Source organism: Phenylobacterium sp., from assembly GCF_035944335.1.
In the GTDB taxonomy this organism is placed as follows: domain Bacteria; phylum Pseudomonadota; class Alphaproteobacteria; order Caulobacterales; family Caulobacteraceae; genus Phenylobacterium.
Genome location: NZ_DASZBG010000040.1, coordinates 96,142 through 118,720, shown reverse-complemented (window position 1 = coordinate 118,720; position 22,579 = coordinate 96,142). Strand labels below are relative to the sequence as shown.

At 68.3% G+C, this 22,579-nt stretch carries 29 protein-coding genes and 3 tRNA genes; 7 read left to right on the top strand and 25 right to left on the bottom strand.

What is annotated here, in order from left to right:
• Positions 1-60: 60 nt before the first annotated feature.
• Positions 61-1,068 (top strand): SDR family oxidoreductase, encoded by a 1,008-nt coding sequence (locus VGT80_RS07650; RefSeq protein ID WP_327454442.1) that lies wholly within the window; start codon positions 61-63, stop codon positions 1,066-1,068.
• A gap of 23 nt (positions 1,069-1,091) precedes the next feature.
• Positions 1,092-1,958 carry a kinase gene (locus VGT80_RS07645; protein ID WP_327454440.1) on the top strand — a complete coding sequence of 289 codons (867 nt, stop codon included), beginning with the start codon at positions 1,092-1,094 and terminating at the stop codon, positions 1,956-1,958.
• 15 nt (positions 1,959-1,973) lie between these two features.
• Here the strand turns inward: VGT80_RS07645 and VGT80_RS07640 are convergent, their stop codons facing one another.
• The 7 genes from VGT80_RS07640 to VGT80_RS07610 all read right to left on the bottom strand — a co-directional run bounded on the left by VGT80_RS07640 (position 1,974) and on the right by VGT80_RS07610 (position 4,711).
• Positions 1,974-2,162 (bottom strand): hypothetical protein, encoded by a 189-nt coding sequence (locus VGT80_RS07640; protein WP_327454438.1) that lies wholly within the window; start codon positions 2,160-2,162, stop codon positions 1,974-1,976.
• A gap of 47 nt (positions 2,163-2,209) precedes the next feature.
• Complete coding sequence (locus VGT80_RS07635) at positions 2,210-2,680, bottom strand: hypothetical protein (RefSeq protein WP_327454436.1); 471 nt, start codon at positions 2,678-2,680, stop codon at positions 2,210-2,212.
• A 253-nt stretch (positions 2,681-2,933) separates the two neighbouring features.
• The gene (locus tag VGT80_RS07630; protein WP_327454434.1) at positions 2,934-3,251 is read right to left on the bottom strand and encodes a DUF6968 family protein; all 318 of its coding nucleotides are present in this window, start codon (positions 3,249-3,251) and stop codon (positions 2,934-2,936) included.
• A 13-nt stretch (positions 3,252-3,264) separates the two neighbouring features.
• The gene (locus tag VGT80_RS07625) at positions 3,265-3,891 is read right to left on the bottom strand and encodes a hypothetical protein (protein ID WP_327454432.1); all 627 of its coding nucleotides are present in this window, start codon (positions 3,889-3,891) and stop codon (positions 3,265-3,267) included.
• 273 nt (positions 3,892-4,164) lie between these two features.
• A tRNA-Arg gene (locus VGT80_RS07620) sits at positions 4,165-4,241 on the bottom strand.
• Between the two features lie 61 nt (positions 4,242-4,302).
• Entirely contained in the window at positions 4,303-4,611 is a 309-nt protein-coding gene (locus tag VGT80_RS07615; RefSeq protein WP_327454430.1) for an ETC complex I subunit, read from the bottom strand.
• A 23-nt stretch (positions 4,612-4,634) separates the two neighbouring features.
• Positions 4,635-4,711, bottom strand: a tRNA-Pro gene (locus VGT80_RS07610).
• A gap of 148 nt (positions 4,712-4,859) precedes the next feature.
• Between VGT80_RS07610 and VGT80_RS07605 the strand changes: the two genes are divergently transcribed.
• Positions 4,860-5,009: a hypothetical protein gene (locus tag VGT80_RS07605; protein WP_327454428.1), complete on the top strand. Its 150-nt coding sequence runs from the start codon at positions 4,860-4,862 to the stop codon at positions 5,007-5,009.
• Between the two features lie 3 nt (positions 5,010-5,012).
• Here the strand turns inward: VGT80_RS07605 and VGT80_RS07600 are convergent, their stop codons facing one another.
• The 9 genes from VGT80_RS07600 to VGT80_RS07560 form a co-directional block, all read right to left on the bottom strand.
• The gene (locus VGT80_RS07600; protein ID WP_327454426.1) at positions 5,013-5,444 is read right to left on the bottom strand and encodes a PaaI family thioesterase; all 432 of its coding nucleotides are present in this window, start codon (positions 5,442-5,444) and stop codon (positions 5,013-5,015) included.
• Complete coding sequence (locus VGT80_RS07595; protein ID WP_327454424.1) at positions 5,441-5,968, bottom strand: DUF192 domain-containing protein; 528 nt, start codon at positions 5,966-5,968, stop codon at positions 5,441-5,443. Before VGT80_RS07595 ends, VGT80_RS07600 begins: the two co-directional genes overlap by 4 nt.
• Before the next feature lie 26 nt (positions 5,969-5,994).
• Positions 5,995-6,579 carry a cold shock domain-containing protein gene (locus tag VGT80_RS07590; RefSeq protein ID WP_327454423.1) on the bottom strand — a complete coding sequence of 195 codons (585 nt, stop codon included), beginning with the start codon at positions 6,577-6,579 and terminating at the stop codon, positions 5,995-5,997.
• Between the two features lie 135 nt (positions 6,580-6,714).
• Positions 6,715-6,789: transfer RNA gene (locus VGT80_RS07585), tRNA-Glu, on the bottom strand.
• A gap of 77 nt (positions 6,790-6,866) precedes the next feature.
• Positions 6,867-8,666: a single-stranded-DNA-specific exonuclease RecJ gene (gene recJ, locus VGT80_RS07580; protein WP_327454421.1), complete on the bottom strand. Its 1,800-nt coding sequence runs from the start codon at positions 8,664-8,666 to the stop codon at positions 6,867-6,869.
• A 240-nt stretch (positions 8,667-8,906) separates the two neighbouring features.
• Positions 8,907-9,860, bottom strand: coding sequence for a class II fructose-bisphosphatase (gene glpX, locus VGT80_RS07575; RefSeq protein WP_327454419.1), 954 nt, complete (start codon positions 9,858-9,860; stop codon positions 8,907-8,909).
• Between the two features lie 40 nt (positions 9,861-9,900).
• A complete protein-coding gene (locus tag VGT80_RS07570) occupies positions 9,901-11,190 on the bottom strand; it encodes a homoserine dehydrogenase (protein WP_327454417.1) in 1,290 nt (429 codons plus the stop codon).
• Entirely contained in the window at positions 11,187-12,407 is a 1,221-nt protein-coding gene (locus VGT80_RS07565; protein WP_327454415.1) for an LL-diaminopimelate aminotransferase, read from the bottom strand. The genes VGT80_RS07570 and VGT80_RS07565 overlap by 4 nt, the downstream gene beginning before the upstream one ends.
• Positions 12,408-12,531: 124 nt before the next feature.
• Complete coding sequence (locus VGT80_RS07560; RefSeq protein WP_327454411.1) at positions 12,532-12,939, bottom strand: hypothetical protein; 408 nt, start codon at positions 12,937-12,939, stop codon at positions 12,532-12,534.
• Positions 12,940-13,065: 126 nt separating this feature from the next.
• Between VGT80_RS07560 and phaC the strand changes: the two genes are divergently transcribed.
• Complete coding sequence (gene phaC, locus VGT80_RS07555; RefSeq protein WP_414693898.1) at positions 13,066-14,970, top strand: class I poly(R)-hydroxyalkanoic acid synthase; 1,905 nt, start codon at positions 13,066-13,068, stop codon at positions 14,968-14,970.
• Here phaC and VGT80_RS07550 read toward each other — a convergent pair.
• Positions 14,960-15,310, bottom strand: coding sequence for a hypothetical protein (locus tag VGT80_RS07550; RefSeq protein ID WP_327454409.1), 351 nt, complete (start codon positions 15,308-15,310; stop codon positions 14,960-14,962). The genes phaC and VGT80_RS07550 overlap by 11 nt on opposite strands.
• A 161-nt stretch (positions 15,311-15,471) precedes the next feature.
• On the opposite strand from VGT80_RS07550, the gene VGT80_RS07545 reads away from it, so the two are divergent.
• From VGT80_RS07545 to VGT80_RS07535, 3 genes are read left to right on the top strand one after another with little or no spacing between them, the layout of a single operon-like run.
• Positions 15,472-15,798: a PadR family transcriptional regulator gene (locus tag VGT80_RS07545; protein WP_327454407.1), complete on the top strand. Its 327-nt coding sequence runs from the start codon at positions 15,472-15,474 to the stop codon at positions 15,796-15,798.
• Positions 15,795-16,376 carry a DUF1700 domain-containing protein gene (locus VGT80_RS07540; RefSeq protein ID WP_327454405.1) on the top strand — a complete coding sequence of 194 codons (582 nt, stop codon included), beginning with the start codon at positions 15,795-15,797 and terminating at the stop codon, positions 16,374-16,376. The genes VGT80_RS07545 and VGT80_RS07540 overlap by 4 nt, the downstream gene beginning before the upstream one ends.
• Positions 16,373-17,158, top strand: coding sequence for a GIN domain-containing protein (locus VGT80_RS07535; RefSeq protein ID WP_327454403.1), 786 nt, complete (start codon positions 16,373-16,375; stop codon positions 17,156-17,158). The genes VGT80_RS07540 and VGT80_RS07535 overlap by 4 nt, the downstream gene beginning before the upstream one ends.
• An 11-nt stretch (positions 17,159-17,169) precedes the next feature.
• Here the strand turns inward: VGT80_RS07535 and msrB are convergent, their stop codons facing one another.
• From msrB to VGT80_RS07495, 8 genes are all read right to left on the bottom strand, one after another.
• Positions 17,170-17,661, bottom strand: coding sequence for a peptide-methionine (R)-S-oxide reductase MsrB (gene msrB / locus VGT80_RS07530; protein WP_327454401.1), 492 nt, complete (start codon positions 17,659-17,661; stop codon positions 17,170-17,172).
• Between the two features lie 31 nt (positions 17,662-17,692).
• A complete protein-coding gene (locus VGT80_RS07525; RefSeq protein WP_327454399.1) occupies positions 17,693-18,142 on the bottom strand; it encodes a GNAT family N-acetyltransferase in 450 nt (149 codons plus the stop codon).
• Positions 18,143-18,598, bottom strand: a complete 456-nt coding sequence (locus tag VGT80_RS07520; protein WP_327454397.1) for a hypothetical protein — start codon at positions 18,596-18,598, stop codon at positions 18,143-18,145.
• A gap of 73 nt (positions 18,599-18,671) precedes the next feature.
• Positions 18,672-19,652, bottom strand: a complete 981-nt coding sequence (gene argC, locus VGT80_RS07515) for an N-acetyl-gamma-glutamyl-phosphate reductase (protein ID WP_327454395.1) — start codon at positions 19,650-19,652, stop codon at positions 18,672-18,674.
• Positions 19,653-19,731: 79 nt separating this feature from the next.
• Positions 19,732-20,220 (bottom strand): 30S ribosomal protein S9, encoded by a 489-nt coding sequence (gene rpsI, locus VGT80_RS07510; RefSeq protein WP_327454393.1) that lies wholly within the window; start codon positions 20,218-20,220, stop codon positions 19,732-19,734.
• Positions 20,221-20,225: 5 nt separating this feature from the next.
• On the bottom strand, positions 20,226-20,699 hold the full coding sequence (rplM, locus tag VGT80_RS07505) for a 50S ribosomal protein L13 (RefSeq protein ID WP_327454391.1): 474 nt from the start codon (positions 20,697-20,699) through the stop codon (positions 20,226-20,228).
• Between the two features lie 143 nt (positions 20,700-20,842).
• Complete coding sequence (locus VGT80_RS07500; RefSeq protein ID WP_327454389.1) at positions 20,843-21,472, bottom strand: cytochrome P460 family protein; 630 nt, start codon at positions 21,470-21,472, stop codon at positions 20,843-20,845.
• Positions 21,473-21,553: 81 nt separating this feature from the next.
• Positions 21,554-22,525, bottom strand: a complete 972-nt coding sequence (locus VGT80_RS07495) for a GlxA family transcriptional regulator (RefSeq protein ID WP_327454387.1) — start codon at positions 22,523-22,525, stop codon at positions 21,554-21,556.
• Between the last annotated feature and the right edge of the window lie 54 nt (positions 22,526-22,579).

Here is a 22,579-nt window from a genome sequence, read left to right as displayed (position 1 = left end):
CGGCGGGAACCTAGCGCCGCCGTCGCGGTTGCCCGCTCAGGCAGCCAGAGGGTCCCCACCATGAGCAACGACCAACCCCAGGACGGCTTCCGCGAGGATGCCGGTCGCATCGCGCAGGACGAGCGCAATATCCAGAAGGGCATCGACGCCAAGGAACAGCGATCCTTCGCGCCGGAGGCCGAGGATGAGGCGCCGCCCCAGACCGGTGCGCGGACCTACCCGATGCCGCCCTTCCCCAAGCAGCATCTGGACAAGCCCGGGCGCGAAGCCGACCTCGAACTGAAACCCATGTGGGACGCGCCCTACTACAAGGGCTCTGGAAAGCTGGCCGACAAGGTGGCGCTGATCACCGGCGCCGACTCAGGCATCGGTCGGGCCGTGGCGGTGCTGTTCGCCCGCGAGGGCGCCGACGTGGCCATTGCCTACCTCGACAGCCACGACGACGCCGAGCTGACCAAGCAGGCCGTGGAGACGGAGGGCCGCCGCGCCATCCTGCTGTCCGGCGACGTGGCCGATCCGAAGTTCGCCCGATCCGCCGTGGACCGCACGGTGGCGCAGCTCGGCAAGCTCGACATCCTGGTCAACAACGCCGCCTTCCAGGAGCATGTCACCGACTTCGAGGACCTGACCGAGGAACACTTCGACCGCACCCTGAAGACCAACCTCTACGGCTACTTCCACATGGCCAAGGCGGCGGTTCCCCATCTGAAGCCGGGGTCGGCCATCGTCATGACCGGCTCGGTCACCGGGCTGCAGGGCAACAAGGAACTGCTCGACTATTCGATGACCAAGGGCGGCATCCACGCCTTCACCCGCTCGCTGGGCACGGCGCTGCTGAAGAAAGGCATCCGGGTCAACGCCGTCGCGCCGGGGCCGGTCTGGACGCCGCTCAACCCCGCCGACAAGCAGGCCGATCAGGTCGCCCAGTTCGGGGCCAGGACGCCGATGAAGCGGCCTGCCCAACCCGAGGAAATCGCGCCGGCCTATGTGTTCCTGGCCTCGCCCCAGACGTCGAGTTACATCACCGGCGAGATCCTGCCGATCATCGGCGGCTATAACGGGGGCTGAGCGCGCGCCCCTCTCGAGGGCTGATGGACGAAGCCTGGCTGGACGATTTCCTGGCGGCGGAGGGCCTGCCCGAGGCCTTCCGCGCGACGCTGGATCTAACCTGCGCGCCGCTCGCCGAGCTTGCGGCGCAGGCCCATACCGCCAAGGGGGCGACCGCCATCGTCGCGCTCTGTGGCGCCCAGGGCTCCGGGAAGTCGACCGTCGCGGCGGCGACCGCGCGGATGCTCGAGGCGCGGGGCCTAGCGACCGCCGTCCTGTCGCTGGACGACCTCTACCTGCCGCACGCCGCCCGTGAGCGGCTGGCGCGCGAGGTCCATCCGCTGTTGATCACCCGCGGCCCCCCCGGCACCCACGACGTCGAGCTGGGCTTGCAGACCCTGAACGCGCTGGCCCGCGAGCGCCGCATCGCCCTGCCTCGCTTCGACAAGGCGGCCGACAATCCGGCGCCGCCACTGGCGCGGCCCGCCTTCCAGGGACCGGCCGACGTGATCCTGTTCGAGGGCTGGTGCGTCGGCGCGCGAGCCCAGCCGCGCGAGGCCCTGCGCGCGCCGGTCAACGCGCTGGAGGCCCGCGAGGACGCCGACGGCCGCTGGCGGCGCTTCGTCAACACCGCGCTGGCGACGGCCTACCCGTCGCTGTTCGACCGGCATGACGTCCTGGCCCTGCTGGCCGCGCCGAGCTTCGAGGTGGTGGCGGGTTGGCGAGCCGAACAGGAGGCCAAGCTCAGGGCCCGCACCGGCGGCGGCATGGACGAGGCCCAGATCGCCCGGTTCGTCGCCCACTACGAGCGCCTGACCCGCTGGATCCTGGACGAAATGCCGGCCCGCGCCGACCGGGTGTTCGCCTTGGATGCAGAGCGCAAGCCGCTCTTAAATTTGTCCCGACGTTAGCCTGTCGCCATCGAATTACTTTTGGATTGCTGACCGAGCCATGACTTCGGCCTTCATGGTCTGCACTTGCTTGGCCCGAGCGGTGTGCAGAGCCGCCTCAAGCATTGGCTGCCTTAACTGGTTGATCTCGACGATCGTAGAGCCGATCCCGGCACCAAACAGAAGAGCTGAGGCTGTCGCGAGCAGCAGCACCGTCAGATACATCAGTTTGCTGAGCCATATCACTGCCGCGAAGGCCCGGCGGCCTGCCATCAAGAGCGGAGCAAGCCCGCCGCCGCGACGCCTATTCCGAAGTACATAGCCGGCGCCCAAACCAGCGCGGCCAGCGTCTGGACCAGGGCAATCTCCGCGTGGAGAAGGCCGGTGACGATGGCGACGAACGCCGCTCCGTTACCAATCTGCAGGCTGAGCATTAAGGGCCGGAACCAAAAATCTCTACCCTCGCGGTCCGTCTTCACCTCATCGAGCAATAGGTCCGCGAGGCGCCTACCAAGTTCGTCTATACGTTTGGTCGCCTCGGTTATTTCGCCTGGTAGCCTTCGGGCCGCCTGCCTCGCGCTGGTGATTTCGACGGGAAGGCCAATGATCTCACCCATACCGTCGAAAGGTGCGCTCACCTGTCTTGCCTGTTCCAAGTCAGCTTGTAACAGCGCACGCTGTTGGACGGCCGCCTCTAGGGCCGCCTTCAGTTCCTCTATGTTCGTCGGCGCTACTGCCTCCATCCGCCCCTCCGAACGTCCCTCTCCTTTCGTACACGAGAAGACCCCTTAGCGCGCCCGGAATGGTTGTGAGGCAACCCTGCGTCTATGAGAGGGACGATGGCAGCGTCGCTATGCGGCCTTGAGTCTTGTTTCTTCAGATTTCGGGAAGACTGGCGCACCCGGAACGATTCGAACGTCCGACCCTCAGATTCGTAGTCTCGACCGAAGGCGAGATGGCTCAACGGCTTGGCCGCAAACGCTTTAGGTCGGCGCGCTAGAACGGGAATGGAGCTTCATTCAGGAACTCCGACGGCGCCGGAATATACAAATTGGCGCCGAACTCGCCGCCGATGCCGATCTCCTTATCTCGATACGCGGCTGAGCCGTAGAGGTAGGCAGCTAGAGTTTTTAACCCCAGTACCAACGCTTGCATGCTAGAGACGCCGTAGATCGTGCGCCGAATGTCGATCGGCGCATCAATCTCGAAGGTGCAGGCCCAGTCCTCCTCCTGCCGCTCCGGCGCATAGAGGCGAGCCCCCATCTTCTCGGCGGAATTGGCCAAATCGAAATCGATTTCAGCGATCGGCTGCATCGCCGTCCTTACCTTACCACGTGATTAGGTCCGGATATCCCACCTGCCCTTCGGACTTGATGCAATGGGCTTCGCGCTCAGCTGCGCTCTCCCAACATCGACGCCGCGCGTCTTTCCCGGGCACACCCCACCTGCAGATGGCCGAATCGTTCTCGTATTGCATGGCGCACTGCTTCGGGTGGTCTCCCGATGAACCTGAACCTCCTTGGGAAGGCGGAAATTGTTCGCCATTGCTGCCGCGAGGCGTGAACAGAGCTGGCGGCGGCGGCCGAATATTGCTTCCGTGGCATGCCTCACAGATCGGCCCCGCCCAAGGAGGCGAAGAGGCGGCCAGTTGGAAGCTGCCATCTGAATTGCTGCCCACGTTTTGATGTGCGCCACCCGGCGCTAATTCAACGCTCCAGCGATTGTCTCCGACCTGTTTCCCGGTCGTCGCCGAGTTGTTGGACGGTTCTTGCTCCCGTTGGCTGCCAACGAACTCGGCGTCGGACGGTGTATCGCCCAGCTGGCCGAAAAAGGCGTTGTAGGCCTGCTCAGCCCGTTGCCTCCTTTCCTCTTCAATGTCTGCGGGCGAGCGCAGATACCAGCTTGTAAGCGCGTCTCCTTGCAAGCGCGCCGGATCGATCTGGCCAAAGGCCATGCATGCTCTCCTTCATGGGGAATGACCCGCGCGCGAAGCCGCGGGCGCGGCGCTCAGAGCGCCGCGGCCGATTTCGGGAGTGCGTGCTCTTGGTGCGGCGCCTTATCCGCTCAGCAGCGGGTGGCGCGGCGCAGTGATCGACGCTCTAACATTATCTCATGACCCGGCTAACCGATCAAGCACAAAACAAGAACAACCGGCCGAAAGATGAGGCCCGTCGGACTTTGAGCCTCGGGCTAGGGGCGCTGGGGGCTGTTTGGGAGAGAAAAAATTTGGCGCGCCCGGCAGGACTCGAACCTGCAACCACCGGCTTAGAAGGCAGGTGCTCTATCCAGTTGAGCTACGGGCGCTCTGGAGCGACAGCCAGCAAAAGTGGAGACGGCTTTTGCGTCCGGCTGCGCGACCAATAAATCAATGGGTCCACGGCGTCTTGCGGTTGAAGGCGAAATTGTCCGCATAGGCCTTGATGATGCGCCGGACGGGCTTTGGATCGATCAGCTGGAAGGCGATGCCGTGCTGGTCGGCGTAGCGCACCGCCTCCTCCTTGGTGTCGAACTCCAGCCGCACCTGGCTTGAGGCCGTGTCGGCGGTGACCGTCCAGCCCATCAGCGGATCGGATCTTCGGGCGTCGCGCGGCTCGAACTCCAGCACCCAGGCCGGGCCCATGGCCTTGCCGGACTGCATGGCGGTCTTGGACGGACAGAAGATGCGCGCGAGCATGATGAACCTCGTCTCCCACCGGCTGGTCGGGGCGGCAGGATTTGAACCTGCGACCCTCTGCTCCCAAAGCAGATGCGCTACCAGGCTGCGCTACGCCCCGATCCTGGCCGGAGGCCCTGCGATATAAGCGTTTTCGCCGGCACGCAAACTTAGACGATCCCCCAGATTGAGGGCCACGCGCACAGACATGGACAGCCGTCTGACGTAGGGGCATTGTCACAAAGCTCAAACCGGTGGGGCGAAATCGCATGTCCGAACGTCGCCTGCGATCCTCGCAGCGGAAGAGGCGCGCCCGCGCCCGCTTCTGGGACGACCATGGCGAGAAGATCCGCCTGGGCCTCATTGCCGCGGCCATGGTGCTGATCGCCAGCTGGGTCGCCAAGGCGGCGCTGGGCTGAACTTCAGCTTTCCCCGCGCATCAATTTGAAGATCCCGGAGGCGCGGATCACGTCGGTTCCGCCGACATAGGCCCGGCCCTCGGCGAACGCGACGTCGCGCGCGGCCCGGGTCAACCTGGCCTCCCCGAACACCCATTCGCCGGCCCGGGCCATGTGCAGGAAGTCGATGGAGAGGTGGATGGTCACCGCGCGCCGCTGCGCGCCGCGCCAGACCGCGCCGGCCAGCACGCCGTCCATGAAGGCCGAGAGCATGCCGCCGTGCACCAGGCCCACGCCATTGCAGTGGCGCGGCAGGGCGAAGAAAGCCTGCTCGACGAGCGCGCCCTCGCCCGCCTTCTGGAAATAGGGGCCGTTGTGGTTGGAGAAGGCGCCGCGCTTGTCGGCCGGCGCATAACCCTTGGGCGGCGGCGGGATCGCCTCGCCGTCGCGGCTCACCGCGCGAAGATCCGGTGGTCCACGCGGTCGCCCGGCTGGATGCCGAGCTGGGCGGCGCGGCCGCCGGGGAGCTCCAGCACCGCGCGGATCACGCCGCCGGCCGGGATCGGGTTCTCGTCCAGCGGCGGCGCCTGACGCGCGATCGAAAGGATGGTCCCGTCCGGCCGGATGTAGATGATATCCAGCCCGATCAGGGTGTTGCGCATCCAAAAGGCCACGTTTTCGGTGGCCGCGCCGAAATCGAACAGCATGCCCCGATCAGGCGCCAACGCCTTGCGGCACATCAGGCCATACTCGCGCTTCAGATCGGTGTCGGCCATCTCGACCATGAACCTGGCCGGACCGCGGGCGGTCTGGATGGCGAGCGGCTGCAGGGGCTTGAGAACCGCCTGGCCCTGGCAATGGTCCGGATCCTGGCGGCCGATCTCGGCGCGGGCGGCGGGCGGGGCCGCGCAGGCGCCCAGCGCCAGGGCGGCGGCGAGCCCGATCAGGCTGCGCCGTTCAAACGTCAGGGATAGCGGCAAGCGGAACTCCGGGGGAGGCTCGAATCTCAGCCGAGATCAGACGCCTCGATCTCGGCCACAACAAGACCCTTCGGGCCCTCGGCGAAGCGCACCAGGACGTCTTCGCCCGGCTGCAGGTCCTCGAGGCCGGCGCGGCGCAGCGTCTCGATGTGGATGAAGATGTCGCCCGGCTCGGTGTCGCGCACCACAAAGCCGTAGCCCTTGGTCCGGTTGAACCATTTCACCTTGGCCTTCTCGGCCGGGCCGGTGGCCTGCAGCGGACGCCGCGCGGGGCGCGGGGCGCCTATGGGTGCGCCTTCGCGCGGCTCGCGCGGGCGACGCTCGGCGACCGGTGTGGCGACGCTCTCGTCGAGGTCGACCACTTCGGCGACCTGCCAGCCCTTCGGGCGGCGGACCACGTCGCACGTGATCATCGAGCCTTCGAGCGCGTTCTCGCGGCCGCAGCTGCGCAGCGAGGTGACGTGCAGAAGGACATCCTTGAGATCGGTCTGGCCTGGATCGTCGGGCACGACGAAGCCATAGCCCTTGCCCGCGTCGAACCACTTGACGCGCCCGGTGATCCGCAGGGCGATCGCCTGCGCCTCCACCTGGTCGAATTCAAAACCCGCCATCTGCCCCTCGGCCCCACTAAGGCCAAGTATAACACTGTTCTCGTGTGGGCAGGTGCGTCAATGAGAAATTAGCGGCTGAAATCAAGCGCGCGGAAGGCCAGCGCGCCTCTACGACCGCTGCGGAGGAAGCTCGCGTGGCAGTCCCTAGGGGAGTCGAACCCCTCTTTTCAGGTTGAAAACCTGACGTCCTAACCGATAGACGAAGGGACCGCGGCGTCGCGAAGGGCGGCTCTATATCCGCCTTCCCGAAGGTCCGCAAGGCCGCCTCCGGCCCTCCCGGCCGAGCTTCAGACCCGCCGCGGATCGGCGACGTCTTCGATCTCCAGTTCGACCCCTTGCCGGCCCTGCCAGTCGTCCGGCTTCAGCCGCCCGGCGACGTGCACGCCGCCGCCCTCCTGCATGAGCCGCTTGCCCGCCTCGGTCTCGCCGACCCGCCAGGCGACCGCCTTGAGCTTGCCGCCGGAGCCGTCGGTGAGCGTGCAGCGCACGTGGCCGCCCTTCATGGCCATTGGCCGCTCGATGCGCACGTCGGCGGCGGCGAACAGCGGCTCGGGGTTGCCGGGGCCGAAAGGGGCCATCCGCTGGAAGTCGCTCCACAGCGCCCGGTCGCAGGCCCGCGCGGTCACCAGGGCGTCGATCTCCAGCCCATCCTCGGCGGCGGCGACATCCTGCTCGTCCTTGAGGCGCGCGCAGAGGAATTCGCGCAACTCCGGGATCGTATCGGGCCTGACCGAGAGGCCCGCGGCCATCGCGTGGCCGCCGCCGGCCAGGAGCAGGCCTTCCTCGAACGCTGCCTGCACGGCGCGGCCGAGATTGACGCCCGGCTGGGAGCGGCCGGAGCCCTTGCCGACATTGGCGGCGCGGTCGACGCCGACCACCACCACGGGCTTGCGATAGCGCTCGCGCAGGCGGCCGGCCACGATGCCGATGACGCCGGGGTGCCAGCCATCCTGCGCCACCAGCAGGCAGGGCGCGTCGGCTTGGTTGCTTTCCCGCTCGATGACGCGGACGGCGGCCTCCAGCACAGCCGCCTCGACCTCCTTGCGCGAGGCGTTGAGCCCGTCCAGCTCTTCAGCCAGCGCCCTCGCCTCCTCCGGATCGTCGGTGGAGAGCAGCCGGGCGCCGAGGTCCGAGCGGCCGATCCGACCGCCGGCGTTGATGCGCGGGCCCAGGATGAAGCCCACATGGAAGGCCGAGGCCGGCCCCTGCCCCTTGGCCACGTCCATCAGCGCCTTGAGGCCCGGATTGCCCCAGGCGGACATCACCTTCAGCCCCTGGGCCGTCAGGGCGCGGTTGAAGCCGGTGAGCTGGGTGACGTCGCAGATCGCGCCCATGGCGGCGAGGTCGAGCAGGGCCTTGAGGTCCGGCTCCGGGCGGTCGCCGAACAGGCCGCGCCGGCGGGCCTCGCGGTTGAGGGCGGCCAGCAGGACGAAGGTCACGCCCGCCGCGGCCAGGTGTCCCTGCCCCGAGACGCAATCGGGCCGGTTCGGGTTCACCAGGGCGGCGACCGCGGGGATCTCCTCGCCGCGCATGAGGTGGTGGTCGATGACCACGACCTCGAGGCCGATCTCGGCGGCGCAGGCCAGCGCATCATGAGCGGCGGCTCCGCAGTCGACGGTGATGACCAGCTCCGCGCCCTCATCCTTGAGCCGGCGGAAGGCGGCGGGCGACGGGCCATAGCCCTCGACGATGCGGTCGGGGACATAGATCGCCAGTTCGTGGCCCAGCGCCCGAAACCAGCGGACCAGCTGGGCGGCGGAAGAGGCGCCGTCCACGTCGTAGTCGGCGAACACCACCACCGGGCGGCGACGCTCCAGGGCGTCCACCAGGACCTGGGCGGCGCGGTCCATGTCGGTGAACGAAGACGGGTCCGGGAACAGCGCCTTCAGGGTCGGATTGAGATAGGTCTCGCCGCCGCCGTCGGCGATGCCGCGCGAGGCGAGCGCCCGGGCCAGGGGCTCGGAAAGGCCCAGCGCCAGCTGGTGGCGGCGCACCACATCCGGATCGGCCGCCCGCTCGCGCCACAGCCGCCCCGAGAGCGAGCGCGTGACGCCGAGGTAGCCCAGCTGTGCGTTCCCGTCGGCCACCCGTCGCTCCCTGTCCGCGGCCACTATCGGCCTGGCGGATACGAGTCGCTAGCTGCCTGTTGCGTCAGGAGCGGACGCAGCCTTGCCCTTCCCGTTCGCCGGAAGGGGGAATCGTCGGCCGAGCGAAGCGAAGAGCCGATGGTGGGAAGGGCAAGCCACAGGCAGTGCGCTTGGCTTGCCCTCGCCACCGCTCGCTCTGCGGCGAGCGGCACCCCTCTCCCGCGCAGCGGGAGAGGAAGGTCAGGCCGGCCGCTTCATGCGCACTTCGCGCACCGTCTGGGTGGCGGAGTTCATGACCAGGGTGTGTGTGTGAACGAAGCCGTCCTTGAAGGTCACCCCGTCCAGCAAGGCGCCGTCGGTGACGCCGGTGGCCGCGAAGATCGCGTCGGCGCGGACCATCTCGTGCAGGTCGTACTTCTTGTCGAGGTCGGTGATCCCGACGCGGGCGGCGCGGGCCCGCTCGTCGGCGTTGCGGAACACCAGCCGGCCCTGGAACTGGCCGCCGACGCACTTGAGCGCAGCGCAGGCGAGCACGCCTTCCGGCGCCCCGCCCTGGCCGACGTAGAGGTCGACCCCGGTGGCCGGATCGGCGGTGTTCATGACGCCGGCCACATCGCCGTCGGTGATCAGATAGACCTTGGCGCCCACCGAGCGCAGGCTGGCGATGATCTCGGCATGGCGGGGCCGGTCGAGCACGCAGACGGTGATGGCGGACGGCTGCACGCCCTTGGCCCTGGCGAGCGAGGCGACGTTCTCCGCCGGCGTCTTGTCCAGGTCGATGACGCCGGCCGGATAGCCCGGCCCGCACGCGATCTTGTCCATGTAGGTGTCGGGGGCGTTGAGCATGGTGCCCTTGGGCGCCCAGGCCATCACCGCCAGCGCATTGGCCATGGCCTTGGCGGTCAGCGTGGTGCCTTCCAGCGGGTCGAGGGCGATGTCGATCTTGTGCTTGCCGCCCCGGCCCACCTTCTCGCCGATGTAGAGCATGGGGGCTTCGTCGCGCTCGCCCTCGCCGATGACGATCTCGCCGTCGAGGTCAAGGTCGTTGAGCGCGGTGCGCATGGCGTCGACAGCGGCTTGGTCGGCGGCCTTCTCGTCGCCGCGCCCGGCCAGCTCCCAGGCGGCGATGGCGGCGATCTCGGTGACGCGGACCGCGTCCAGCACCAGGCTGCGATCCAGGACTTCAGCGCTCATTCTCACTCCTCGGCCGCCGACTGCGGGCGCCCTTGATTTCTCAGATGCGCGCGATGCGCAACAACCTTGGACGGTCGATGACCGCCGGCAGGCCCGCGATCCGTTCGATGGCCGCCTTCAGCACCGATTCCGCCACCGCATGGGTGGTGAGCACGATCGGCACGCCGTCGGCGTTCTCGACCGGCTTTTGCAGGAAGCTCTCGATGCTGACGCCGGCCTCCGCCAGGGTCTCCGAGACCGCGGCGATGACCCCGGGCTCGTCCTTCACCAGGAAGCGCAGATAAGCGCGGCCGACGCTCTTCGAGGGGTCGACGGGCGTGAACGGCTGGAGGCTCTTCGCCGGGGCCTGGAACACCGGCCGGGTCGAGCCGGCCATGACGTCGGCGATGTCGGCGGCGACGGCGGCGGCCGTGGGGCCCGCGCCCGCGCCTGGGCCCTGCAGGAAGATGCGGCCGATCCGCGTGCCCTCGATGAAGAGGGCGTTCAACGCCCCGCCCGCCTGGGCTAGGGGATGGGCCAGCGGGGCGAGCGAGGGATGCACCCGGACCAGCACGCCATCGGGCGAACGGTCTGCCGAGGCGACGAGCTTGATGCGGTAGCCGAGGTCGCGGGCCATTGCGATGTCGAGGAGCTCGACCTGTTCGATGCCCTCGATCTCGGCGGCGGCGAAGTTGGGCGCGCAGCCGAAAGCCAGCGCGGCCAGGATCGAGATCTTGTGGGCCGCGTCGAAGCCGCCCACGTCCATGGTCGGATCGGCCTCGGCGTAACCCAGCCGCTGGGCCTCGGCCAGCACCTCGCCGAAAGAGCGGCCCGTCGCCTCCATCTCGGTCAGGATGTAGTTGCAGGTTCCGTTGAGGATGCCGGCCACCGACTTGATGTCGTCGCCGACCATGGCCTCCCGCAGCATCTTCACCGCCGGCGTGCCGCCCATGACGGCGGCCTCGAAGAGCAGGGGCGCGCCGGTCGCCTCGGCCAGCGCGGCCAGCTCCGCGCCATGCTCGGCGATCAGGGCCTTGTTGGCGGTGACCACGGGCTTGCCGGCCTTCAGCGCCGCCTCGACCGCGGCCTTGGCGGGCCCGTCAGAGCCGCCGATCAGCTCGACGAAGAGGTCCACGTCTGGCGCGGTCGCCAGCGCCACCGGATCGTCGAACCAGGGGAGACCGGAAATGTCGAAGGGCCTCGGTCTGGAGCGCGAGCGTGCGGAAACGCCCGTCACGCTCACCTTGCCGCCGGCCGGCGCGAAAGCCGGCCGTTCGGCGAGGAAGCTCAGCAGCCCCGCCCCGACCGTGCCGAGCCCCGCGACGCCGATGCGCCAGGTTTTCTGGCTCATTGCGCGGCCAGGGTGTTGTGGGCGCGGCCCAGGATGGTGTCGGCGTTGGCCAGGAACTTCTTCACATTGCGGGCGGCCTGGCGGATGCGCTGCTCGTTCTCGACCAGGCCGATGCGCACATAGCCCTCGCCGTATTCGCCGAAGGCGATGCCGGGGGCGACGGCGACGCCCGCCTCTTCGATCAGCAGCTTGGAAAACAGCATGGAGCCCGCTTCCCTATAGGGCTGCGGCAACGGCGCCCAGGCGAACATGGAGGCCGGCGGGGCCGGGATGTCCCAGCCGGCGCGCTGCATGGCGCTTACCAGGGTGTCGCGCCGCTTCCTATAGATGCCGCGGATTTCCTCGACGCAGTCCTGCGGGCCGTTGAGGGCGGCGGCGGCGGCCACCTGGATCGGGGTGTAGGCGCCGTAGTCCAGGTAGGACTTCACCCGCGCCAGCGCCGCGCACATCCGCTCGTTGCCGACCACCATGCCCACCCGCCAGCCGGCCATGGCGTAGGTCTTGGAGAGTGAATTGACCTCGACGGCGATGTCGCGCGCGCCGTCGACCTGCAGGATCGAGGGCGGCGGATTGTCGTCGAAATAGATCTCCGAATAGGCGATGTCGGAGAGCACCAGCATCTCGTGCTTCTTCGCCAGCGCCACGACCTCCCGGTAGAAGTCGAGGTCGACCCATTGGGCGGTCGGATTGGACGGATAGCTGACGATCAGCACGCTGGGCGGCGGGGCGGAGTGCTTCACCGCCCGGCTGACGCCGGCCAGATATTCCTCCGGCGAGGGCGCGGGCACGTGGCGGATCACCCCGCCGGCCATGATGAAGCCGTAGGCGTGGATCGGATAGGCGGGGTTGGGGCAGACGATGACGTCGCCCGGCGCGGTCAGGGCCTGGGCCAGGTTGGCGAAGCCCTCCTTAGAGCCCAGCGTCGCGATCACCTCGCGCTCGGGATCGAGCTTCACGCCGAAGCGGCGGTCGTAGTAGCCGGCCATGGCCTTGCGCAGGCCCAGGATGCCCTTGGAGGCCGAATAGCGCCCGGCCTTGGGATCGCGGGCGGTCTCGACCAGCTTGTCGACGATGTGCTTCGGCGTCGGCATGTCGGGGTTGCCCATGCCGAAGTCGATGATGTCGACGCCTTCGGCCCGCAGGCGGGCCTTGATGCGGTTCACCTCCTCGAAGACGTAGGGCGGAAGGCGGCGGATGCGGTGGAATTCGGGAGTCATCTGAAAAGCTCTGGCGCCGCGAAATGCCCGTTGCGGCTGGAGGGAGCTGAAACGTCGGGCATGGATAGACTCCGGGCCGGAGCCAGCCAAGCCATGGTTCGGAAATTCTGGCCTCCGCGGGCCCCTACTTGGGGGGCGGCGGAGGCGGGGTAGCTCGCTTGCGCTGGGTGTCGGCGAAGGCGGCGGTGTCCCCGTTGGCCTGCGGCGCGGCCTCGCGGCCGGCGTCGCGCTGGGCTTGGGCGGCGAAGGCCTCGGTGTCGCCGAGCGACCAGGTCTCGGGCGCGGTCTTGCGCTCGAGGTCGGCGCGGGCCTGTTCGATGGCCTGGGCGTCGCGGCCGTATTGGCGCACGGGCCGCACGTCCTTCGGCTTGGCGGGAATCGAGGCGAAGGTCGGGTAGGGATGGTTGGCGTTGGCGATACGCGCCACGTCGGGCGCCACCGGCGAGGACGGATCGATCTGGGCGTCGCCGAACGGATTGCCGATGCAGCCGGCCAGCAGGGCGGCGGCAGAGGCGCCCGCCAACAGGCTCACGCCGCGGCGTAGCGGACGTCGAATCGAAAAAAGGCGCGCGGACCCATACATTTCGGCCATGGTCTTATGCGATGATCAGGACCGTTGGAAGGGCGCGCGCGGTCGCGCCTTTGAAAAGGCTTCAGCATGAGCGAGCAGACATCCATCAAGACCGCCTCCCCCCGCAAGCGCCCCGCCGGCTCGGCCAAGAAGGGCCCCGCGACGGCGGCCAAGGCGGCGGCGGAGCCCAAGGTCGCGCCTGAGCCCGCCGCGATCACGCCTGACCAGCGCGCGCAGATCGAGACCCTGTCGATGAACCTCGCCCGCGCGGCGATGACGGCGCAGGGCGCGATCGCCGAGATGGCGCTGAAGAACGCCGAGCGACCCGCCGCCCTGACGCCGGACCCCTTCCACGTCGCCCCGGCCCTGAACGAGGTGATGAGCCGCATCGCCTCTGAGCCCGACCGCCTGCTGCGCGCCCAGGCCGACCTGTTCACGCGCTACATGGACCTCTGGCAATCGGCGGCGCGGCGGGTGGCCGGCGAGACGCCGGATCCGGTGGCCACGCCGGCCAGGGGCGACAAGCGCTTCGCCGACCCGGCCTGGAGCGACAATCCGGTCTTCGACGTGATCAAGCAGTCCTACCTGCTGACCTCAGGCTGGCTGAACGGCCTGGTGGAAGGCGTCGAGGGCGTCGACCCGATGGCCAAGCGCCGCGTCGAGTTCTTCATGAAGATGCTCACCGACGCCTTTGCGCCGACCAATTTCCTGGCCTCCAATCCGGCGGCGCTGAAGGAGCTGGCGGCGACCGGCGGCGAGAGCCTGGTCAAGGGCATGCAGAACTTCCACGCCGACCTGGAGCGCGGCGGCGGCCAGCTGTCGATCGCCCAGACCGACTATCAGATGTTCACCATCGGCGAGAACGTGGCGACCGCACCAGGCAAGGTCGTGTTCCGCAACGAAATCATTGAGCTGTTGCAGTTTTCTCCGACAACGGAAGAGGTCTTCGAGATCCCGCTCGTGATCTTCCCGCCGTGGATCAACAAGTTCTACATCCTCGACCTGCGCCCCGAGAATTCGATGATCCGCTGGCTGACCAGCCAGGGTGTCACGGTGTTCCTCGCCTCCTGGGTGAACCCCGACGCCAGCCTCGCGGAGAAGACCTTCGAGGACTACATGCGCGAGGGCATCTACGCCGGCGTCGCGGCGGCCATGGACCAGTGCGGGGTCCCCCGCGTGAACACCGTCGGCTATTGCATCGGCGGCACCCTGCTCTCCTCGACGCTCGCCCATATGGCGGCGCGCAAGGTGAACCCGATCGCGTCTGCGACCTTCTTCGCGGCCCAGCAGGACTTCTCCGAGGCAGGCGACCTCCTGCTGTTCACCAGCGAGGACTGGCTGGCCGACCTCGAGAAGAAGATGGACGAGGGCGGCGGGGTGCTGTCGGGCCAGACCATGGCCGACACCTTCAACGCGCTTCGGGCCAACGACCTGATCTGGTCGTTCTTCGTGAACAACTACCTGCTGGGCAAGGAGCCGAAGCCCTTCGACCTGCTGTTCTGGAACTCCGACCAGACGCGGATGCCCAAGACCCTGCACCTCTTCTACCTGCGCAAGTTCTACGGCGAGAACGCACTGGCCAAGGGCGAGCTGACGCTCGACAACGTTCGTCTGAACCTCAAGGACGTGAAGACGCCGATCTATGTGCAGTCTTCGAAGGAGGACCACATCGCCCCGGCCCGCTCGGTCTACAAGGGCGCCCAGCTGTTCGGCGGACCGGTGACCTTCACCATGGCCGGCTCGGGCCATATCGCCGGAGTTATCAATCACCCCGACGCCAAGAAGTACCAGCACTGGACCAACGATAAGCTGCCTCCGACGCTCGCCGAGTGGCAGGCGGGCGCGGTGGAACACCCTGGCTCCTGGTGGCCGCACTGGATGGCCTGGCTGGCCGACAAGTCTGGCGGCAAGGTCCCCGCCCGCGACCCCGCCAAGGGCAAGCTGAAGCCGCTGGGCGACGCGCCCGGGACCTATGTGAAGGTCAAGAGCTGAGCCCCTGGGGCTTCGACGGACCCTTCGCGTCGCTGGGCGCGGCCGGCGGCGGCGGTCTCGGGAAGTTCTTGGCCAGATAGGCGGAGATGGCGATCTGCTCGTCCGCCGTCATCTCGGCGCCCGCACCCTGCATCTTGGCGATCTCGCTGTCCCATTCCTGGGGGGTGAGGCGCGCATAGGCGAACTCCGCGGCGTCGTGACAGGCCGTGCAGACGCGCACGACGACGTCCTTGCCGGGCCCGGCCGGAAGCGGGTCCTCGGGCGCCTGGGCGAGGACGGGGCCGACCGCGCCTAGGCAGAGCGCGGCCGCGGCCGCGGCGATGCAGATCCTAAGGTTCATGGCCACGACTTAACCCATGCCGCGCGCGACCGGAACCGGCGCCTGACGCCCGTGCACCCGCGCTGATCGACGTCACCCGCGACGTTACTAAGGTTTAATGCCAGCTACCTTGCATCACCTACTACCTTGCGGTAGCTAATCACTCGCAAGGAGACGCTGCTGTGCCTGAGGCGATCGAAATCCAGCTGAAGAAGGGAGTCCTGGACCTTTGCGTCCTGGCGCTGCTCTCCCAGCACGACAGCTACGCCTACGAGATCGCCGGCCGCCTGGCCGAGGACATCGGCATGGGCGAAGGCACCATCTATCCGCTTATGCGCCGGCTGCAGGCCGAGGGCCTCGTCGACACCTATCTCGAGGAGAGCCCCTCTGGCCCCTCGCGCAAATACTACCGGCTGACCGACACGGGCCGGGCGAGTTTTATTTCCCAGAAGGCGGCCTGGGGCTCGTTCTCCGCCGCCGTGCAATCCATTCTTGGAGGGGTGCAATGACCCGTCAGGCCTTCCTGGCCCGGCTGCGGGAGGGCCTGCGCGGCCTGCCCGCCCAGACCCAGGCCGATATCATGGCCGACTACGAGCGGCACTTCGCCGAAGGCGTCGCGGCCGGCCGCAGCGAGGCCGAGGTGGCCGAGGCCCTGGGCGATCCCAATCGCCTGGCCCGCGAGCTGCGCGCCGAAGCCGGCGTGAGGCGCTGGCAGGAGGAGCGCAACGCCTCCTCCTCGGGCGCCGCGGTGTTCGCCGTGCTGGGACTGGGCGCCATCGACATCATCTTCCTGCTGCCGATCCTGCTGGGGATCATCGGCGCGATCATCGGCTGCGCCGTGGGGGCCGGCGGCCTGTTCGTCGGCGGCGCGGTGATGTTCGCCACGGGGCTGTCCGGCGAGCTGCCCGGGGGCGTGGCCGCCGGCATGCTGGGCGGCATCGGCCTGATGGCGGCGGCCACCGCGCTCGGCGGGCTGCTGACCCTCATCTGGATCGGACTGGTCAACGCCATCGTCTGGTACGGGCGCCTGCACTACCGGCTGCTGAAGCCGGCGCTCGAACCGCAAGCTCCGGGAGAGCCCGCATGATCCGCACCGTCACCATCATCACCATCGCCGCCTTCTTCCTCTCCGCCGTCAGCCTGGCGGTGGCCTTCAGCCTGGCCGGGCCGGACCTGATCAGCGAGGCCTCCTGGGGCTGGGGACCGTTCACCCACCACCACAGCTTCGGCTGGAGCCGCACCCACAGCTTCGACGGGCCGCAGACGACGCGGGAGGTCCCCTGGACCGGCGGTGAATCCCTGCTGGTGATGGTTCCCGCCGCGATCACCTTCACCCAAGCCGACGGACCGCCGAAGCTCATTGTCCACGGTCCGAAGGACGCCGTGGACGATCTGAACCTCACCGCGAGCCCGATCGAGCTCAAGCATCACAGCGGTCTCAACGACCCTGCCTATGACGGCGGCGCCATCACCATCGAGCTAACCGCCCCCAAGGTGACCACCTTTCAGATCTACGGTTCGAGCAAGCTCGACATCCGCAACTACCACCAGGACCGCCTGCGGATCGGAGCCTTCGGCAGCGGCGACGTCACGGCGGAAGGGTCGACCGGACGCCTGGATTTGACGGTCAATGGCTCCAACGACGCCGATCTGTCGCGGCTGGCCGCCGACGACGCCGCGGTCACGGTGTCCGGATCGGGCCAGGTGAAGGTTGCGCCGAAGCACTGGGCCCGCGTGGAGCTCTCGGGCTCGGGCGATGTGACCCTGACCACCAAGCCGAAACAGCTGGAGAGCCATGTCAGCGGCTCCGGGCACCTGGAGCAGTCGGACGGCTCCGACGTTTCGACCGGCAGCGGCGAGAAGACCTGAGCGCGTAGGCCCTAGGCCGGTGCGAACTTCAGGGCGACACCGTCGTTGCAGTAGCGCAGGCCGGTGGGTCTCGGCCCGTCGTTGAACACGTGGCCCTGGTGGCCCAGGCACTGGGCGCAGTGGTATTCGGTGCGCTCCTGGAACGCCAACAGGTGGTCGGACTTCTGGCCGAGCGCGCCGGGGATGGCGGTGTAGAAGCTCGGCCAGCCGGTGCCGCTCTCGAACTTCCAGTCTGACTTGAACAGCGGCAGGCCGCAGCCGAGGCAGACGAAGGTTCCCTTGCGGTGCTCATTCAGCAGCGGGCTGGTGAACGGCCGCTCCGTGCCTTCGTGGCGCAGGACGTCATAGGATTCGGGCGCCAGGCGCTTTTGCCACTCCGCGTCGGAAATCTTGCGCCAGGGCGAAGCGGCGTACTTGTCCGCGGGCGCGGCCGGGGCCAGGGCGGGCGTGGCGCTGACTGCGGCGGCAGCCATCAGGAAGGTGCGGCGATCGAGCTTGCTCATAGCCGCCAATACGTAGCCAAGACCTCGGCGGTTACAAGGCGCCGCGGCCCGGCCAGGCGTAGAGCACATCGGGCTCCCGCTCTTCGTTGTCCTCGCCCTGCGTGAAGCGCACAGCCCTGAAGCCGCGCTGTTCGTAGAAACGCCGGGCGCGGACATTCTTCTGGAAGGTCCAGAGCTGCTTGGGAAGCCCGTCGGCCATGGACTTGGCCAAGAGCTCGGGACCGAGGCCGCCGCCCTGGTGGTCGGGATGGACGTAGAGATGGTTGATCCAGTCCGGATCGAAGCCGACGTAACCGACAATCTGGCCCTGAGCCTCCGCCACCCAGACCTCATTGGCGGGCAGGAACCGCTCGGCGAAGAACCTCACATCCTCGGCCGGCGTGTGCAGCTCCGGGAGGAACGGGAGCGAGATCCGCATCGCCGCGCGGTGGACGACAGCGAGCGCCGCGGCGTCCATTGGCGTCGCGCGGCGCAGCGGCATCTATTCGACGTCGAAGTCGAAGCGCTGCTCAGGCCCGCCGTCGACGCTCACCTTGATCACATAGTGGCCGGCCGGGTCGCCATCAGCCACGGCCCAGGAGTTCAGGATCAGGCCCTCGCTCGGCGCAACGTCGCGCTCGGTGACGGCGGTGCGACGGTCCTTGGACACCCGTGTTGGGCCGCCCTCCACGCCCCAGGTCGCAGCCGCCGGCAGCGTGAACTCCTCGCGCCAGTGGACGCTCGGCTTGTCGGTCTTCACCTGGATAACCCACCCGTAGTTGGGCTTCGCCGCGCGCGAAATCTTCGTGGTCGGCGTGAACTGCATGTTCGGGGCGTCGCCGGAGAAGACGCCGAACGTCGATTGCAAGACCTCGGTCGTCGCCGGCGCGGACTGCGCGGCCGCGTGGGTGGCGAGGGCGGCGATGGGGATGAGCAGGGCGTATTGAAGGGGTCGCATCGGGATACTCCGGCAAGGCCGCTATTCTGCCCGCAGCGGGGGTCAGGCGCGCCTGAGGCCTGTTGTCGCTAGGTCAGGAGAGCCCAGCGCCCTCCTCCAGGCCGAGCATCAGATTGAGGTTCTGGACGCAGGCGCCTGAGGCCCCCTTCCCCAGGTTGTCGAGCAAGGCCACGAGCCGCGCCTGGCCGCACTGGGCGGCGCCGAACACGAACAGCTTCATGCGGTTGGTGCCGTTCAGCGCCTCGGGGTCGAGACCCGCGACATAGCCGGCCGCGCCGGCGCGGGCCTTGGCGAGCTCGGCGCACTCGGCTTCCGAGGCGACCTCGACGAACTGCTCGCCGGCGTACCAGGCCGCCAGCGCGCGGCGCAGGTCTTCCGGCTCGGGACGGCGCGGCAGCGCCCAGAGGTGCAGCGGAACCTCGACGATCATCCCCTGGGCGTAACGGCCGACAGACGGGGCGAACAGCGGCGGGTGGGCGAGGCCCGTGCGCAGCTGCATCTCCGGCACATGCTTGTGGGCGAGTGTCAGGCCGTAGGTCCGGTAGGCGTCCGACGTCCCGGCGGGGGCGGCGGTCTCCATCTCGGCGATCAGGCCCTTGCCGCCGCCGGTATAGCCGGAGATGGCGTTGCAGCTCACCGGCGCGTCCGCGGGCACGATCTCGGCCTCCACCAGCGGGCGCACCAGGGCGATGAAGCCCGTGGAATAGCAGCCGGGATTGCTGACCCGCTTCGAGGCGGCGATGGCCGCGCGCTGGCCCTTGGCGAGCTCGGGGAAGCCGAACGTCCAGCCCGGCGCGATCCGGTGGGCCGTGGAGGGATCGACCACGCGCACGCTGGCCTCGGTGATCAGGTCGACCGCTTCGCGCGCCGCCTCGTCGGGCAGGCAGAGCACCACGGCGTCGGCGCTGTTCAGCAGCTCGGCGCGGGCGTTCGCGTCCTTGCGCTTCTCCGGCGCGATGGAGATGAGCGTCAGGTCCCGCCGGCCCGCAAGGCGCTGGCGGATCTGCAGGCCGGTGGTGCCGGCCTCGCCGTCGATGAAGATGGTGTGGGTCATGAAGCTCAGGTCCAAAAGGAAAAGGGCGCTCCGGTTTTCCGAAGCGCCCTTAAATCCGATCGCGAGTTTTCGCGCGCGGTTAGCGCTTCGAGAACTGGAAGCTGCGTCGGGCCTTGGCCTTGCCGTACTTCTTCCGCTCCACGATCCGCGGGTCGCGGGTCAAGAGGCCGTGCGGCTTCAGCACCGCGCGCAGGCCGGGCTCGTAATAGGTCAGGGCCTTCGAGATGGCGTGGCGGATGGCGCCTGCCTGGCCGGAGAGGCCGGAGCCCTCCACGGTGGCGATGACGTCGAACTGGCCGGCGCGGTCGCTCAGGTTCAGCGGCTGGGCGATCATCATCCGCAGCACGGGGCGGGCGAAGTAGACCTCCTGGTCGCGGCCATTGATGGTGATCTTGCCCTTGCCCGGCTTGATCCAGACGCGGGCGATGGCGTTCTTGCGCTTGCCGGTGGCGTAGGAACGGCCCTGGGCGTCGATCTTCGGCTCGCGGACAATGGCTTCTTCCTGCGTGCCCATGCCCTTCAGGGCGTCGAAACCGGAGGCTTCGGTGGTCGTGGGGGATTCCGACATCGGTCCTACGCGCTCCGCACGTTCTTGGCGTTCAGATCGGCGAACGCGATGGTCTCCGGGTTCTGCGCCTCGTGAGGATGGGCCTCGCCGGTGTAGACGCGCAGGTGCGTCAATTGCTTGCGGGCCAGCGGGCTTTCCTTCGGCAGCATGCGCTCGACGGCCTTCTCGAGCACGCGCTCGGGATACTTGCCGTCGAGAATCTGGCCGGCGGTGCGCTGCTTCACGCCGCCCGGGTGGCCGGTGTGCCAGTAGTAGATCTTGTTCTGCAGCTTGCGGCCGGTGAGCTTCACCTTGTCGACATTGGTGACGACGACGAAGTCGCCGCAGTCGACGTGCGGGGTGTAGTCGGGCCGGTGCTTGCCGCGAAGGCGCATCGCGATGAACGACGCCAGACGGCCGACCACGGCGTCCTTGGCGTCGATCACGATCCACTTCTTCTCGACCTCGGCGGGCTTCAGCGAAGCCGTGGTCTTCATCATGGGAATAGGGTCCGTAAGGTTCTCCGGGACGCGTGCCGTCCCGACGTGAGCGGCGCATATGCCGAGACGGCGCGGCCCTGTCAACACGACATTGCCGATGAACCCTTAAGCTGCGGAAAAGTCGCAGCTTTTTAGTAGCGGTACTATTTTACCGCAGCGCCTTCCGCCTCGTCCTTGAGGTAGTTGGCGCTCAGCGTGTTCTTCGCCTTCGCGATCGGCAGCAGCATCGGATAGAACTGCACGAAGGTGGTGTCGACCGCGGCGTGGCCTTCGTGGCAGCGGATGCAGCCCGCCCCCGGGTTGGTCATCTTGGCCGGCTGCTCGTCGCCGAAGCCGAAGAACGCCCAGCCGCCGGTCGCCTTGAAGCGCGCCTCGTCCTTGACGTGCACCTCGGCGCCCAGCCTGTCGGTCTGGAACTGGCCGTGCTTGTTGATCGAGCCCTTGGTTGCGCCCTTGCGGACCTCCAGCACCATCACCGTCTTGTCCGGCCAGTGGCCGGTCTTCTGGAAGGCGTCGTAGGCCGCGCGGTTCACGAAGACGCTGTCGAAGATGTGCTGGTCGGGACCCTGACCGCTGTTCTCGGAATAGGACATGTCCATGCCGGTGGAGAGGTAGACCCAGGTCCGGTAGTCCTTGGGGAACTCCATCTTGCCGTCGGCGGTGTAGCGCGGCGCGGCGGCGGGCGCCTCGGCGCGGGACGCGGCGGCGAAGGCCAGGCCCACCGAGAGTGCGCCGGAGGCGGCGACCAGGGCGGTGCGAGCAGAGATCGTCATTGGCAATTTCCCCGAGCTTGTCGGTCCGTTCTCGGCTGGCTCACGCCGCGCCGCAATGACCGGATTGCGACGTTTGCGGACTCAGGCCGCCACGCCTTGCGCGCCCGAGAACCGCAGGCGGTAGAGGCTGGGACGGACGCCGAAGCGCCGCTCGAAGGCGCGCCGGAACACCTCGGCGCTGCTGTAGCCCACGGAGGCTGCGACCGCGTCCAGGGCGACCGCCGTCGTGACCAGCCGCTCGGCCGCCTCGGCCAGCCGCAGGGCCTCCACATATTCGCCCGGCGAGGCGGCGAAAGTCTCCTTGAACTGCCGGGCGAAGTGGCGGGGACTGCAGTTGACGCGGGCGGCCAGGGCCTCGATCGAGAGGTCCTGGGCGAGGTTGGCCGGGATCCAGGCGGCGAGGTCGTCGAAGCGTCCGGCGGCGCGGGCCTGGAAGCGCAGCGGCTCGGAATACTGCCGCTGGCCGCCCGAACGCTTCAAATAGACCACCAGCTGGCGCGCGACCTTGAGGGCCGCGGTGGGGCCGAGATCCTCGGCGATCAGCTCAAGCGCCAGGTCGATGCCGGCGGTGACGCCCGCGGAACTGGCGAACTTGCCGTCGCGCACGAAGATGGCGTCGGGATCGAGCAGGATCTTCGGATGACGCTGGGCGACCTCGCGGGCGTAGCGCCAGTGGGTGGTGGCGCGCCGGCCGTCCATGAGGCCGCTGGCCGCCAGGCCCAGGAGGCCGGTGCAGACAGAAACCATGCGCCGGGTCTGCGGCGCGCGCTCCCGTAACCACGGGCCAAGGGCCTCCAGGACCAGCGGCGCGCGGATGCCCACGCCGCCGGGGATCACGATGGTGTCGAGCGGCGGCGCCTGCGCAAGCGCGCACTCGGCCTCCAGCTTCAGGCCGGACCAGGTCTTGAACGGCTGGCCGTCGACGCTGAGGAACAGGACGCGGTAGGCCGGATCGTCGCCGCCACCCGCCGCGGCGTTGGCGAAGGCTTCGCTGGGACCAGCGAGGTCCAGCGAATTGACGCCCTCGTAGCCGAGGAATCCGATCCAGCGCATGCGATGGCCCCTTTTGCCCGAATGTCCAGAATAGGACATCGGCGCGGGCCATCG

Excerpts from the sequence above, each read along its gene's own strand:
- phaC (WP_414693898.1), top strand. The coding sequence starts at position 13,066 with ATGAGCGAGCAGACATCCATCAAGACCGCCTCCCCCCGCAAGCGCCCC.
- rplM (WP_327454391.1), bottom strand. The coding sequence starts at position 20,699 with ATGATGAAGACCACGGCTTCGCTGAAGCCCGCCGAGGTCGAGAAGAAG.
- VGT80_RS07520 (WP_327454397.1), bottom strand. The coding sequence starts at position 18,598 with ATGCGACCCCTTCAATACGCCCTGCTCATCCCCATCGCCGCCCTCGCC.
- VGT80_RS07615 (WP_327454430.1), bottom strand. The coding sequence starts at position 4,611 with ATGCTCGCGCGCATCTTCTGTCCGTCCAAGACCGCCATGCAGTCCGGC.
- argC (WP_327454395.1), bottom strand. The coding sequence starts at position 19,652 with ATGACCCACACCATCTTCATCGACGGCGAGGCCGGCACCACCGGCCTG.
- VGT80_RS07640 (WP_327454438.1), bottom strand. The coding sequence starts at position 2,162 with ATGTATCTGACGGTGCTGCTGCTCGCGACAGCCTCAGCTCTTCTGTTT.
- VGT80_RS07630 (WP_327454434.1), bottom strand. The coding sequence starts at position 3,251 with ATGCAGCCGATCGCTGAAATCGATTTCGATTTGGCCAATTCCGCCGAG.
- VGT80_RS07650 (WP_327454442.1), top strand. The coding sequence starts at position 61 with ATGAGCAACGACCAACCCCAGGACGGCTTCCGCGAGGATGCCGGTCGC.
- msrB (WP_327454401.1), bottom strand. The coding sequence starts at position 17,661 with ATGAGCAAGCTCGATCGCCGCACCTTCCTGATGGCTGCCGCCGCAGTC.
- VGT80_RS07565 (WP_327454415.1), bottom strand. The coding sequence starts at position 12,407 with ATGACTCCCGAATTCCACCGCATCCGCCGCCTTCCGCCCTACGTCTTC.
- VGT80_RS07635 (WP_327454436.1), bottom strand. The coding sequence starts at position 2,680 with ATGGAGGCAGTAGCGCCGACGAACATAGAGGAACTGAAGGCGGCCCTA.
- VGT80_RS07625 (WP_327454432.1), bottom strand. The coding sequence starts at position 3,891 with ATGGCCTTTGGCCAGATCGATCCGGCGCGCTTGCAAGGAGACGCGCTT.
- VGT80_RS07570 (WP_327454417.1), bottom strand. The coding sequence starts at position 11,190 with ATGAGCCAGAAAACCTGGCGCATCGGCGTCGCGGGGCTCGGCACGGTC.
- VGT80_RS07525 (WP_327454399.1), bottom strand. The coding sequence starts at position 18,142 with ATGCCGCTGCGCCGCGCGACGCCAATGGACGCCGCGGCGCTCGCTGTC.
- VGT80_RS07540 (WP_327454405.1), top strand. The coding sequence starts at position 15,795 with ATGACCCGTCAGGCCTTCCTGGCCCGGCTGCGGGAGGGCCTGCGCGGC.
- glpX (WP_327454419.1), bottom strand. The coding sequence starts at position 9,860 with ATGAGCGCTGAAGTCCTGGATCGCAGCCTGGTGCTGGACGCGGTCCGC.
- VGT80_RS07645 (WP_327454440.1), top strand. The coding sequence starts at position 1,092 with ATGGACGAAGCCTGGCTGGACGATTTCCTGGCGGCGGAGGGCCTGCCC.
- rpsI (WP_327454393.1), bottom strand. The coding sequence starts at position 20,220 with ATGTCGGAATCCCCCACGACCACCGAAGCCTCCGGTTTCGACGCCCTG.
- VGT80_RS07495 (WP_327454387.1), bottom strand. The coding sequence starts at position 22,525 with ATGCGCTGGATCGGATTCCTCGGCTACGAGGGCGTCAATTCGCTGGAC.
- VGT80_RS07550 (WP_327454409.1), bottom strand. The coding sequence starts at position 15,310 with ATGAACCTTAGGATCTGCATCGCCGCGGCCGCGGCCGCGCTCTGCCTA.
- VGT80_RS07590 (WP_327454423.1), bottom strand. The coding sequence starts at position 6,579 with ATGGCGGGTTTTGAATTCGACCAGGTGGAGGCGCAGGCGATCGCCCTG.
- VGT80_RS07500 (WP_327454389.1), bottom strand. The coding sequence starts at position 21,472 with ATGACGATCTCTGCTCGCACCGCCCTGGTCGCCGCCTCCGGCGCACTC.
- VGT80_RS07535 (WP_327454403.1), top strand. The coding sequence starts at position 16,373 with ATGATCCGCACCGTCACCATCATCACCATCGCCGCCTTCTTCCTCTCC.
- VGT80_RS07605 (WP_327454428.1), top strand. The coding sequence starts at position 4,860 with ATGTCCGAACGTCGCCTGCGATCCTCGCAGCGGAAGAGGCGCGCCCGC.